This is a genomic window from Providencia sp. PROV003 (genome assembly GCF_045040775.1).
GTDB classification, from domain to species: Bacteria; Pseudomonadota; Gammaproteobacteria; order Enterobacterales; family Enterobacteriaceae; genus Providencia; species Providencia huashanensis.
Map to the genome: position 1 here is coordinate 4,388,968 of NZ_CP096369.1, position 12,318 is coordinate 4,401,285.

At 39.5% G+C, this 12,318-nt stretch carries 11 protein-coding genes, 1 other RNA gene and 1 pseudogene; 6 read left to right on the top strand and 7 right to left on the bottom strand.

Going from position 1 to position 12,318, the window contains the following annotated elements; translation table 11 throughout:
- The first annotated feature begins 27 nt into the window (after positions 1 to 27).
- The gene (gene rnhA / locus M1F14_RS20125; RefSeq protein ID WP_042846886.1) at positions 28 to 498 is read left to right on the top strand and encodes a ribonuclease HI; all 471 of its coding nucleotides are present in this window, start codon (positions 28 to 30) and stop codon (positions 496 to 498) included.
- Here the strand turns inward: rnhA and M1F14_RS20130 are convergent.
- Positions 495 to 1,229 carry a class I SAM-dependent methyltransferase gene (locus tag M1F14_RS20130; protein ID WP_042846887.1) on the bottom strand — a complete coding sequence of 245 codons (735 nt, stop codon included), beginning with the start codon at positions 1,227 to 1,229 and terminating at the stop codon, positions 495 to 497. The genes rnhA and M1F14_RS20130 overlap by 4 nt on opposite strands.
- Before the next feature lie 33 nt (positions 1,230 to 1,262).
- Here M1F14_RS20130 and gloB point away from each other — a divergent pair, with 33 nt between their 5' ends.
- The 4 genes from gloB (at position 1,263) to M1F14_RS20150 (ending at position 4,643) form a co-directional block, all read left to right on the top strand.
- Positions 1,263 to 2,015 carry a hydroxyacylglutathione hydrolase gene (gene gloB / locus M1F14_RS20135; RefSeq protein WP_048608371.1) on the top strand — a complete coding sequence of 251 codons (753 nt, stop codon included), beginning with the start codon at positions 1,263 to 1,265 and terminating at the stop codon, positions 2,013 to 2,015.
- 81 nt (positions 2,016 to 2,096) lie between these two features.
- Complete coding sequence (gene mltD, locus M1F14_RS20140) at positions 2,097 to 3,467, top strand: murein transglycosylase D (protein ID WP_048608373.1); 1,371 nt, start codon at positions 2,097 to 2,099, stop codon at positions 3,465 to 3,467.
- Between the two features lie 529 nt (positions 3,468 to 3,996).
- Positions 3,997 to 4,365 (top strand): Hha toxicity modulator TomB, encoded by a 369-nt coding sequence (gene tomB, locus M1F14_RS20145; RefSeq protein ID WP_042846890.1) that lies wholly within the window; start codon positions 3,997 to 3,999, stop codon positions 4,363 to 4,365.
- Between the two features lie 74 nt (positions 4,366 to 4,439).
- Entirely contained in the window at positions 4,440 to 4,643 is a 204-nt protein-coding gene (locus M1F14_RS20150; RefSeq protein ID WP_042846891.1) for an HHA domain-containing protein, read from the top strand.
- 343 nt (positions 4,644 to 4,986) lie between these two features.
- Here the strand turns inward: M1F14_RS20150 and ffs are convergent.
- Positions 4,987 to 5,083, bottom strand: an RNA gene (gene ffs, locus M1F14_RS20155) — signal recognition particle sRNA small type.
- 143 nt (positions 5,084 to 5,226) lie between these two features.
- A complete protein-coding gene (locus M1F14_RS20160) occupies positions 5,227 to 5,685 on the bottom strand; it encodes a YbaY family lipoprotein (RefSeq protein ID WP_042846892.1) in 459 nt (152 codons plus the stop codon).
- A 239-nt stretch (positions 5,686 to 5,924) separates the two neighbouring features.
- On the opposite strand from M1F14_RS20160, the gene tesB reads away from it, so the two are divergent.
- On the top strand, positions 5,925 to 6,791 hold the full coding sequence (tesB, locus tag M1F14_RS20165) for an acyl-CoA thioesterase II (protein ID WP_042846893.1): 867 nt from the start codon (positions 5,925 to 5,927) through the stop codon (positions 6,789 to 6,791).
- A 140-nt stretch (positions 6,792 to 6,931) separates the two neighbouring features.
- Here the strand turns inward: tesB and amtB are convergent.
- The 4 genes and pseudogenes from amtB to M1F14_RS20185 form a co-directional block, all read right to left on the bottom strand.
- Positions 6,932 to 8,146: pseudogene (amtB, locus tag M1F14_RS20170) on the bottom strand (ammonium transporter AmtB); the annotation flags it as partial.
- A 79-nt stretch (positions 8,147 to 8,225) separates the two neighbouring features.
- Positions 8,226 to 8,564, bottom strand: coding sequence for a P-II family nitrogen regulator (locus M1F14_RS20175; protein ID WP_181469088.1), 339 nt, complete (start codon positions 8,562 to 8,564; stop codon positions 8,226 to 8,228).
- A gap of 172 nt (positions 8,565 to 8,736) precedes the next feature.
- Positions 8,737 to 10,521 (bottom strand): SmdB family multidrug efflux ABC transporter permease/ATP-binding protein, encoded by a 1,785-nt coding sequence (locus tag M1F14_RS20180; protein WP_042846896.1) that lies wholly within the window; start codon positions 10,519 to 10,521, stop codon positions 8,737 to 8,739.
- Positions 10,518 to 12,263 carry a SmdA family multidrug ABC transporter permease/ATP-binding protein gene (locus M1F14_RS20185; protein ID WP_071547717.1) on the bottom strand — a complete coding sequence of 582 codons (1,746 nt, stop codon included), beginning with the start codon at positions 12,261 to 12,263 and terminating at the stop codon, positions 10,518 to 10,520. Before M1F14_RS20185 ends, M1F14_RS20180 begins: the two co-directional genes overlap by 4 nt.
- Positions 12,264 to 12,318 lie beyond the last annotated feature (55 nt).

Genomic DNA, 12,318 nt, shown 5'->3' on the forward strand with positions numbered 1-12,318 from the left:
GAACGAATAATATAGAGTGTAACAGAAATGACAAAGCAGGTAGAAATTTTCACGGACGGTTCCTGTTTGGGTAACCCTGGCCCGGGGGGATATGGTGTTGTTCTACGTTATCAACAGCATGAAAAAACGTTGAGTGATGGGTATTTTTTAACCACAAATAACCGGATGGAACTACTTGCGGCTATTGTCGCCCTAGAATCACTGAAACGGCCTTGTGATATCATATTAACCACTGACAGCCAGTACGTCCGCCAAGGGATCACCCAATGGATCCACGGTTGGAAACGCAGACAATGGCGTAAAGCGGATAAGTCTCCCGTTGTCAATGTAGACTTATGGAAGCGCCTCGATGAAGCTATCCAACGTCACACTATCGACTGGCGCTGGGTTAAAGGGCACGCAGGTCACCCAGAAAACGAAAAATGCGATGAGCTTGCTCGCGCGGCGGCGTCATCTCCAACCAAAGAAGATACCGGCTACCAACCTGCACAAGATTAACGATTATGGTTAACTTTAGTGCGTTCACTCAGCTCTTTTGCCGCACCTAAAGCCGTGCCTATTTTAACTTTCGGCTGCTTAAATTTTAACGGCGTTGGCGTGAGCGGATAAGTCCGTTTTCGCGCCACAATAACACTTAGTACCCCTATACCACCGCCATGTTTATTAATCCGTCTGTGTGAATTCATCCAAGGGATAACATGACAATTACGATGATATAAAACTTCATAGTTTAATAAACTTAGCCAATCAAATACCCTTAAAGCAGGAAAAAACCGGCTACAATAAGGTTGCCGTTTACGTAGAACAGGTACTAACTTTGCTAACCCTGCTAAGCTAAAGGGGTTAAACCCTGAAATAACTAGCCACCCATCATCAATTAATACACGGTCGACCTCCCTTAGAAGCCAATGTGGGTCGCTATCATAGGCTAAACAATGAGCCATTAAGCATGCATCAATTGATTTCTCAGTAAAGGGCAACGCCCCCGGTTGAGCAATAAGATTAAACCGCGGGTCATTATTCCCAACATTGAACTGATGAGAAATTAGGCACTCTTGGGTCTGGATTTCAGTACTTAAATGGCCTAACTTAAGGAGATGAAAACCAAATATCTTTGGCCACCAAGGCCTTAATTGGTTTTCTATAGACTGCCGGTATTGCTCTCCAAAAGGAATATCACACCAACTAACGGGCATTTGGAGCTTTTTATCAATACGTGCAGGCTTCATGAAATTCCCCTATTAACAAGTATCGAGGTCGTTATGGAGTTAATTCGAGTCCCAGCTTTAAATGATAACTACATTTGGGTTTTAGCTGATAACCAGCAGTGTATCATTGTTGACCCTGCGGAGGCAGAGCCTGTGCTCGAAATAATTACCGCACAACATTTAACGCCAGTCGCTATCCTCTTAACTCACCACCATAATGACCATACCGGTGGTGTAAAAGGCATTTTAAACAAATTTACATCGCTACCTGTTTTTGGACCTAAAGAAACTGAAAATAAAGGTGCAACAGAATTAGTCGAAGAAGGTGATACTGTCATTATTAACCAATTTAAATTCCAAGTAATTGCTTTATCTGGGCATACCCTTGGGCATATTGGTTTTTACCAAGCGCCTTATTTGTTTTGCGGTGATACTTTATTTTCAGCTGGTTGTGGGCGTATTTTTGAAGGTACACCAGAACAAATGTGGCAATCTATTCAAAAAATTGCAGCGCTCCCAGACGAAACATTAATATGCTGCGCCCATGAATATACCTTGTCGAACCTTAAATTTGCTCACTATATCTGGCCTGAAAATGAAGCGATTACACAATATTTACAAAAAATAACGCAAATGCGTGACAAACATCAAGCAACAGTTCCTACCCTATTGAAAGATGAGAAGAAAATAAATATTTTCTTGCAATGCGACAATCAACAATTACAAAAAAAACTCGAAATTAATATGCAAAATCCCCCTTTGAGAGCAGTTTTTACCCTTTTACGTCAATTAAAAGATCAATTTTAAAGTTTAATGATTGTCATCATGGGGTGGGATAAGTATTATTGTTCGACTTTTAAACATTGCAACGAAGAACAATAGAATAAAATGAAGAAAATCGCGACACTTATCGCCATTGTTCTGCTGGCAGGATGCCAAACCGCCCCAAAAAATGTTAAGCAGAACAAACCTTCAGCCAATCACACAATTGAAACTGTTGCCTCTCACAACCAAGCAGCAAGTAGACAACTTCCAAAGGTAGATTATGACCTTTGGGGTTACATCAGTGATGAGCTAAAAATGGATATACCTGATAACCCACAAATCAGGGAAATGGCTAACAGTTACCTAAACAAACAACGTTTTGTCTACGATGTGGCATTAAGAGCAGAGCCCTATATGTACCTCATCGTAGACGAAATTAACGAACGTAACTTGCCGATGGAATTAGCATTAATTCCGATTATTGAAAGTTCTTTCAACCCTAAAGCAACTTCACCAGCAAAAGCCGCAGGCCTGTGGCAAATCGTTCCAATTACAGCGCGTTCTTATGGGCTAAAACAAACCCAATGGGTTGATGAACGTAGAGATGTTGTTTCATCAACTAAAGCTGCATTTGATTTACTTGAAAACCTAAATATCATGTTTGGCCATGATTGGGAGCTCACGTTAGCTGCGTATAATTGTGGTGAAGGTTGTGTGCTAAATGCTATTAAAAAGAATGAGGCTGCTGGGTTGCCGACTGATTTCTGGTCCCTTTCTTTGCCAAAAGAAACTAAACAATACGTACCCAAAATTCTAGCTCTCAGCCAAGTGCTGAAAACACCAGAAAAGTACCAAGTTAACCTGCCAACCAGTAATAAAAATAGGGCGTTAACTCAAATTGATGTAGGCCAGCAAATTACACTATCCCAAGCCGCTGAGCTAGCAGGGCTTACTGTAGAATCAGTGAAAACCTATAATTCAGGCTATACTCGAGGCATCACATCGCCAACAGGCCCACATTATATTATGTTACCAACAGCAAAAGCGGAGCAATTTAAAACATCGTTATCTGACCAAGACGTTTTAGAAACCATCCGCCTTGCCGCAATACAAAATCAACAAATTAAAACGGCACAACCGACGGCAATTTCAACAGCTCGCCAAAACCGAGCAAAAATTACGACTTATAAAGTACGTAAAGGGGAATCAGTCGCCAGTATTGCTAAAAAGTTTAATACCACAGCCAAAAATATTCAGAAGCTAAATGGGTTAAAAACGGCGAGTGTGATAATGCCAGGGCAAACATTAAAAGTTTCTAGTCCAATATCGGCAGCAAACAATCGTAAAACGAAAACCTATAAAGTCAGAAAAGGCGATTCCTATTATAGTATTGCAAAACGCCATGGTATCAAGCTCAATGATTTAATGACTTGGAACTCAGGCGTAAAAATGGCTGATTTAAAACCAGGGGTAACCTTAAACCTTTACCTCTAAGTTACCTCCATGAAAAACCTCCCCAATTTTGGTCGAGGTTTTTTCTTATTTAATTATCTTATTTCATTGGTAAAATTAAACTATTTAAATACTCTGAATGGAGTAATACTTTTTATAACATCTTTTGTGTAAACATTTCATATTAGCCGTACTAAAATAACCAAATGGTTAAACGTAATTTAAACATTTTATAAAATTGAGTTTAAGTCGAGCATTTATAGCTCTATTTTAGTCACTTACTAATAAAAATGAAAAAAGTAGTTGATTGGTGGTGACTTATGTAATAATAATGCTATTATTATATCGCGGCTAAACTAGTCCAAGCTGCCAGTCCGTGTTCGAATGTCACTTATGTATAATATTAATAATCTTCGAAAACTTAACGAACTAGCAATAACTTTATATTTTTCAATATATTACTGCTTTATATATGTATATTGAACATAGGTGCTTTTAATTAGTTAACGTGACATTATTATTGATATAACAATACACATAGCAAAAGTCAGATTCGCCCGCGGAGGTGATTATGGATGAATACTCACCCAAAAGACATGATATAGCAGAACTAAAATACTTATGTAACAGTCTCAATAGAGACGCTATCTTAAGTTTGCAAAAAACCAACACACATTGGATTAACGATCTAAGCTCTGCACAAAGTGCAGCTCTAAATGAACTCATTGAACATATCGCAGCTTTTGTCTGGCGATTTAAGATCAAATATCCAAAAGAAAATCTCGTTATATCATTAATTGAAGAGTACCTCGATGAGACTTATGACTTATTTGGTAGCCCAGTCATCACATTAAGTGAAATTATAGATTGGGAAACTATGAATCAAAATCTAGTTTCAGTGCTGGATGATGACCTAAAATGTCTGACCAGCAAAACATAAAATCATTATTTATCTTTAATCAAACAATAACATCGTATGTTACTAAGTTATATTCCATATAAAGAAAGGGCGTTATGACCAAATCTGATTATCTGATGCGTTTGAGAAAATGCACAACAATTGAAACACTTGAGCGTGTCATTGAAAAAAACAAGTATGAACTATCTGATGATGAACTAGAGTTATTCTACTCAGCGGCAGATCATCGTCTTGCTGAACTCACTATGAATAAGCTCTACGATAAAATTCCACCTTCTGTATGGAAGTTTGTTAGATAATACTGTATTAACACGCGCAGATAGTGAATGGTTATAGCCGGTAAATCCACTTATCGGCTGAACTTAATACAATTTTATTTTTAGCACTAATATAGTGCTAGTAGGTTTTTTATTTCTAATTTCCCTGCCTTCTGTTTTTTATCACCATTATAATTAACAATTAATGCGATATTTTTAACTTTATTCTATTTTAATATTAGATATTATTTTAAAGAATAAAAATAAACTTCATATTTATAAATACAATTAAATACAGAACACAAAACTAGCCAATTAATTTGATATAAAAATAAGGGGATTTTTTCTAGTTTAGATGAAAGCAGTGGGATAAATTGGGTGGGAGCCCTGCCAGCGACATCCCGGCACACACGACCCCTGCTATGGCTGCTTCCTTCCGGACCTGACCAAGTTAACAAGTTAGCGTTGCGGGAGAACCAACAGAGCCCCCATTGATTGCTTCTTTCAAAGCAGAGGCATTATGCTTGATAGTCACTAAAATAGCAAGAAAGCCACAGCCAAGTGCTGGTTTATTACACAAGAACCAACATAAGAGATAGAATACTGAAAATTAGCTGCCATCAAATTAGTTCGCTGGTACCATCAGCAACTCTACATCTTTAGTTATACCATTATTGATAACTTCAGCATCAGAATCAGCAATGTATAATAGCTTCCCGTCAGCTTTAATCGTCGCATTGACGGTCAGAGTACCCTCTTGTCTAACTTCATTTTTGAGATAAGTTAGCTCAAATGGAATTGTCGGTCGATTATTCAATGAATTGTAATATTTCTGCGATAATATCAATGCAGGCAGATCTACAACAGATGTATCTGCAAGAGTTACCGTGACAATCGCACTTTCTGGTAAAACAGAATCTTGCAAAATCACCACTCGCCCTTCAATTTTCCCTGAATCAACCGTTTGGTTATTGTGGCTACTTTTAGCATTAAGTGTTTTTGCGCTTGGCTTTGTGCTATTCCCTTCACAGCCAATCAACGTCAAAACGACCAATAAGCTAACTATATGGCGAAAGAAACTCATAGATATTACCTGTAAGCCTATGTTTTATTTAAAACATTTATGGTAGAGAAATAAACACATCATTTTTAGATATGGGAATAGGGTGAAGTATAACCAATATAAATAAAATAATAAATTAATATTTCAAAATGTAACATTAAGTGAATTAAAATTTTCTACGCACAATCATCCTACCTATTTAAAGTAAATAATGGGAAAATACCAATATCTAATTATGTCCAAGTGAACCGAAGATAACTATGAGCCCAGAATTAAAGAACTTAATTAGCCTAATTGAGCTTGAAAAGATTGAAGAAGGTATTTTTCGAGGACAAAGTGAAGACCTTGGTTTACCACAAGTTTTTGGCGGACAAGTTGTCGGACAAGCTATGTATGCTGCGAAGCAAACCATACCAGAAGATAGAGCTATTAACTCTTTCCATAGCTATTTTCTACGCCCTGGTGATAGCTCGCGCCCTATTATCTACGATGTTGAGATACTGCGTGATGGTGGAAGCTTCAGCGCCCGACGTGTCAGTGCTATCCAAAATGGAAAACCAATCTTCTTTATGACTGCCTCATTCCAGTCTGAGGAAACAGGCTATAATCATCAAAACCTAATGCCAGACGTTCCACCACCAGAAAAATTAATTTCTCAAGACGATATTATACAGCGCTTAGCGGATCAACTCCCCGAATCAGTTAAGAAATACGCCCTTCGCCCAACGCCTTTTGAGTTCCGTCCAGTGGAATTTTATAGCCCATTTGATGCACCACCTCAGGAGCCATTTCGCTATATTTGGTTTAAAGCCAAAGGGCAATTGCCCGACTTACCCTCTCTACATAGCTATTTACTTGGCTATGCTTCTGACTATAACTTTTTACCTGCCGCTTTACAGCCACACGGTCGAGGGTTTATGGAACGCGACTTACAAGTAGCGACTATCGACCACTCAATGTGGTTTCATCGCCCATTTAAGATTGATGATTGGTTGTTATATGCCGTAGAAAGCCCTTCGGCATCAGGTGGGAGAGGTTTTGTAAAAGGCCAAATCTATAGTCCCCAAGGGGAGCTAGTCGCAACAGCGGTTCAAGAAGGTGTGATACGTCACAGGCAACCTCGTTAATCCGCAGTAAAAAAGTAAGTGAATACTTACAGACTAAAAAAGAAAAGGTAATGGCAGCAAACAATAAACTGCCATTATCAATTCGAATAGAACACAGTATTTATCCTGTTTTCAGCATTATCATATCGTACCGTACTTGTTTAATTGTAAGCACTTTCACCATGAGAAGTTATATCTAAACCTTCCCTTTCTTTCTCTACTGTAATTCTTAGACCGAATGTTTTAGCTGCTATCTTAAAAGCAATAAAGGCAACAATCGCAGTCCAAACCACACAGACTAAAATGCTAACAGCTTGAATACCAACTTGTTTCATCATAGTAATTCCTTCTGCATAACCACTTCCGCCTAATGTGCTGGCAGTAAATACCCCTGTCAACAAGCACCCTAAGATACCGCAGACCCCATGAACACCAAAAACATCACAAACATCATCTACTTTTAACCAACGTTTAAGAATGACCACGCCCCATAAGCCGGCGATCCCAGAAAGCAAACCGATGATTAGCGCCCCACCAACCCCGACAGTTCCTGCGGCAGGAGTCACACCAACCAACCCCGCTAAGCAACCAGAGCAAGCACCTAACAATGAGGGCTTATCCCTAAAAATCCACTCGGCAAATGTCCAAGACAGGATTGCTCCAGCCGCTGCCGCAATCGTATTGATAAATGCCAGAGCAGCAATACCATCTGCACTTCCCGCCGACCCTGCATTGAAGCCAAACCACCCAACAAATAAAATAGATGTCCCCATAAATACCATCGGTAAGTTATGAGGTTTAATTGCTTCCTTTCCTAATCCTGTTCGATGCCCAAGTAAGTAAGCACCAACTAAACCTGCAACAGCGGCATTAATGTGTACAACAGTGCCCCCTGCAAAATCAAGCGCACCATCTTGAGAAAGAATACCGCCTCCCCAGACCATGTGAGCCATAGGTAAGTAAGCAAATGTAGTCCAAATAACGGTAAAAATGAGAATGGCAGAAAATTTAATGCGTTCTCCTAATGCGCCAACAACTAATGCAACAGTTAAACATGCAAATGCACCTTGAAACGCCACATGCACAAACTGGGGAATTGAACCGGATAAACTTTCTACTGAAATGTTTTTAAGTAACACTTGGTTAAAACCACCAAAAAAAGCATTTCCTTCACTAAAAGCCAAACTATAACCATAAACAATCCAAATAACAGATACCAATGCAAAGATCACCGTTGTTTGCGCCATTAAAGAAAGCACATTTTTACTTCTTAATAACCCACCATAAAACAGTGCAATACCCGGTACAATCATAAAAATAACCAATGCAGTAGCTATCATCATAAAAGCATTATCGGCTTTATCGACTTCTTTTGGCGAAGCAAACACACTCATTGGAAAACCCATTAATACCCATATATATACGACTAGGAACCATTTACGCATCGTCATTCTCCTACAGTGCTTCATCTTGTTTTTCACCCGTACGGATCCGTACAGCTTGCTCTAGAGGCAAAACAAATATTTTTCCGTCCCCTACCTGTCCGGTACAAGCAACACCCTCAATGGTCTCAATGACCAGCTCTAACTGTTCATCTAACACCGCTATTTCCATTCGTACTTTGGGCAAAAAATCAACAGTATATTCAGCTCCTCTATATAACTCTGCGTGCCCTTTTTGCCGCCCAAACCCCCTAACTTCAGTAATGGTAAGCCCTTGAATACCAACATCAGATAGCGCTTCTCGAACCTCATCTAATTTAAATGGCTTAATAATTGCGATGATGTATTTCATATTTACTCCTATAAGTCATACCAATAACCCACTCAATTTAGCGAGCAGTACTGACGTCAGAGCAAAACTTATGCCAAAATGTTTTTTTGCTTAAAAATCAAAAAGAAAAGACAAAATAAAAAACCACTCGGCTGAGTGGTTTTAAGGTGTGCATTATAATGGTGCAGAATAATTAACTGGTTACAACTTCCTTTTCAGCATCACTGAGGGCATTCAACGACTCCCCAACTTGTTGTAACTGGTACATTTGATAATAACGCCCTTTTTGTTGTAAAAGTTGTAGATGTTGACCTTGCTCAACAATTGCACCACGATGTAACACAACAACTTGGTCGGCATCAACTATCGTTGATAAACGATGGGCAATCACCACCAGTGTTGTATGTTGACGGATCACTCGAAGCGCTTTTTGTATCGCTTGCTCTGTCCCTGAATCTATATTTGCAGTTGCTTCATCTAGGATTAAAATTTTCGGGGTCACCACCAGCACCCTAGCCATCGCTAATAACTGCCTTTGACCTACAGATAAGGTATTTCCTTGTTCACCTAATACTGTGTCTAACCCCTCAGGTAAAGTGCGAACTAACTCTGCAAGTTGAACAATTTCAAGAACATCCCAGACTTTCTCTTGATTAATATCACGCCCAAGCGCCACATTGTCAAAAAATGAAGCTGCAAGTACGACAGGGTCTTGCTGTACCATCGCAATACCATTTCTTAATACATGGTGAGACAATGAATTTAAATCTCGCCCATCTAATAGGATCTCACCTTTTTGCCATGGGTAATAACCCATAATTAAATTAGCAATAGTACTTTTACCACTTCCTGTGTGACCAACTAAAGCTATAAAATTATTATCAGGTACGTGTAAGTTGATATCTTGCAACACTATTTTGTCATTACGATAGGCAAAAGATAGGTGGTTAATGGTAATTGAGCCACCTTGCAATGGGACAAGGCTTTCGCCATAACCCTGTTGTGGGCTATCCATTAATTCAAAAACTCGCTCACCTGATACAACCGCTTGCTGTAGCATGGATTGTTGAGAGGTTAATTCAATTAATGGTTCGTTTAATCGCCCCAAATAATTAATAAATGCATATAAAACACCAACACCAATCGTCGTTGTTCCTTCAAACCCAAACAGTAGTAACAACCCACACAATACTGATGCAGAAAATAAACTCAGTAATGGTCTTAGTAACAAACCATCTAATTTTAAAGCTTTCATCCGTGCAAAATAGTGGTCTTGGTTGACCTCTTGCATTTTTGCCCCGAACCTTGCTTGCTGTAGAAACTGCTGAATAACGGTCATTCCATTAATCACTTCATTAAAACCGTTGTTAATATCAGCAAGGTAAGACCTAACACGACGTACTATCGGTGTGCTCAACCTCTGATAAACAATCATCACCACAAATACAGCAGGGAAAATCATCACAGCAATAGATGCCATTCTCCATTCTAATGAAAACATCGCAACTAACATGGCACAAATCAGTGCTAAACTGCGAAAAACCGTTGGCACGACCATGACAAACAGGTCTTTAATCACCTCGGTATCATTAGTCACTCGTGAAATTAGCTGGCCAACAGGCTGTTTATCAAATGCACTTAGTGGCTGTCGCAAGGCAGCATTCATCACATCAGTTCGTAATGTTTGCACAACCCCCACTGATGCTTTGTTAAATAAAATAATCTGATAATAATGTAATAACGCAGCAATAACTTGAAGCAATATAAAGCCAATAGCCATATATAACGTCAATGGCATAATGATTTGCTTTTTCGCGACCATATTATCAATAAAATAACTGATCAATAGCGGCCCACTGACTTCTGCAATCGCGGCTAACCATAGCATAGCAATGGCAATTCCCATTGTACCCCGGTATGCTTTGCCATAAGATAATAAGCGCTTCAATGCTGGCCAAAGTGGTTTTTTCTGGCTCATAAATCACCATCCAAAGCAGCTTCAATTTGTTGATAATGATACATATCTTTATACCAACCAGTCTGGCTAATTAACGCCTCATGCCTACCTTGAATAACCATAGCTCCTTGGGATAACACTATAATATTGTCGGCTTCAACCAATGCAGATAAGCGATGAGCACTAATAATTAAGGTTCGCCCTTGTCGCCAGCGGCTTAAATTTTGCAAAATAGTAAACTCTGTTTGCCCATCTACTGCTGAAAGCGCATCATCCAATATAAGTATTTCTGCATTTTGTAAGATAGCCCGTGCTATTGAGATCCGTTGCTTTTGCCCTCCAGAAAGCATCACTCCACGCTCACCGACTTGGGTTAAGTACCCCTCAGGCAGACGTAAAATATCATCATGTACACAAGCAATCCGAGCCGCCTGCTCTATTTCTTCTTGGCTAGCTTCTGGTCTTCCTAGAGCAATATTCCCTGCGACAGTTTCTGAAAATAAAAATGGAGATTGGTTTACTACCGATAGCCTTGCGCGCCATTCATCTAGTAATACTTCAGACAAGGGCTGCCCTTGATAACAAATAGCCCCTTCAGTGATATCAAACTGACGTTGTAATAATGCCAGCAATGTTGATTTCCCCGCCCCCGTTGGCCCACAGATACCTAAAAACTGCCCTGGTTGCAGGTTAAATTGAATATCATGTAATGCGACTCGCGTTGTTTCTGGGTAACTAAACCTTATTATGTTCACATCCAACGGCCCTTTTTCAGGCTGTAATGAATGGGAACCATCTTGAATAACGAGAGGCTCATTTAATAAACTTAAGATACGGCTGTAAGCCGCACTTCCTCGTTCGACAATGTTAAACATCCAAGCAAGGGCTAACATTGGCCAAATCATCAACCCTAAATACATCACGAAACTAGTTAACTCACCTAAAGTCAAAGTGCCATTTAGCACCATCCAACTTCCGCCACCAATAGCGAGCAAATTTGCCATGCCTATCGCTAAAAAAATTGTTGGATCAAAACGAGCATCGACTTTCGCAACATGCATATTACGACGCCCCGCTTCCGTTGCCACTTGTTCAAATTGATTCGACTGATGATCTTCAAGGCCAAACGCTTTGATCATACGAATACTGGTTAAGCTCTCTTGTGCGTGATTGTTCAAAGATGAAAACGCACCTTGAGCGTGCTTGAAACGATGATGGAGCTGATCGCCGTAACGCTTAATAACCATTGCCATGATCGGCATCGGAATAAGCGCAAGCAATGTGAGCTGCCAACTAATTTCAACGCTCATCATGATTAATACTGCACACCCCATAACCAATGAGTCTACTAGCGTTAAAACACCCTCTCCAGCAGCAAATACCACACGATCCACATCATTTGTTGTGCGAGCGATTAGATCCCCAGTTCGATATTTAAGATAAAACTGTTGATTTTGTAAGCTTAATTGTCGATAAAATTTTTGGCGCAATTGAACTGCCAGCTTATAAGATGCCCCAAATAGCCATAGTCGCCAAACGTACCTCAGGCCATAAACAACCAATGCAATAAGCAGCATTAATAAGATATATGTCACCAACTGTTTTTTAGGCATAGTATCTTTACTTATGCCATCAACCACGACACCCACGATGCGCGGCGGAACCAGTTGTAGAATTGCAATAATAATTAAAAAGCAAACTGCGCCAAAATAGCGCTTCCATTCGCTCAAAAAATACCAACTTAGTTGTGAAAATAATCGCACGTATTACTGCCTTGGATAATGTTAATTTATTTATACATAACTGAAACGCTCGTGT

Excerpts from the sequence above, each read along its gene's own strand:
- M1F14_RS20150 (WP_042846891.1), top strand. The coding sequence starts at position 4,440 with ATGACCAAATCTGATTATCTGATGCGTTTGAGAAAATGCACAACAATT.
- M1F14_RS20130 (WP_042846887.1), bottom strand. The coding sequence starts at position 1,229 with ATGAAGCCTGCACGTATTGATAAAAAGCTCCAAATGCCCGTTAGTTGG.
- mltD (WP_048608373.1), top strand. The coding sequence starts at position 2,097 with ATGAAGAAAATCGCGACACTTATCGCCATTGTTCTGCTGGCAGGATGC.
- M1F14_RS20175 (WP_181469088.1), bottom strand. The coding sequence starts at position 8,564 with ATGAAATACATCATCGCAATTATTAAGCCATTTAAATTAGATGAGGTT.
- gloB (WP_048608371.1), top strand. The coding sequence starts at position 1,263 with ATGGAGTTAATTCGAGTCCCAGCTTTAAATGATAACTACATTTGGGTT.
- rnhA (WP_042846886.1), top strand. The coding sequence starts at position 28 with ATGACAAAGCAGGTAGAAATTTTCACGGACGGTTCCTGTTTGGGTAAC.
- M1F14_RS20160 (WP_042846892.1), bottom strand. The coding sequence starts at position 5,685 with ATGAGTTTCTTTCGCCATATAGTTAGCTTATTGGTCGTTTTGACGTTG.
- M1F14_RS20180 (WP_042846896.1), bottom strand. The coding sequence starts at position 10,521 with ATGAGCCAGAAAAAACCACTTTGGCCAGCATTGAAGCGCTTATTATCT.
- tomB (WP_042846890.1), top strand. The coding sequence starts at position 3,997 with ATGGATGAATACTCACCCAAAAGACATGATATAGCAGAACTAAAATAC.
- tesB (WP_042846893.1), top strand. The coding sequence starts at position 5,925 with ATGAGCCCAGAATTAAAGAACTTAATTAGCCTAATTGAGCTTGAAAAG.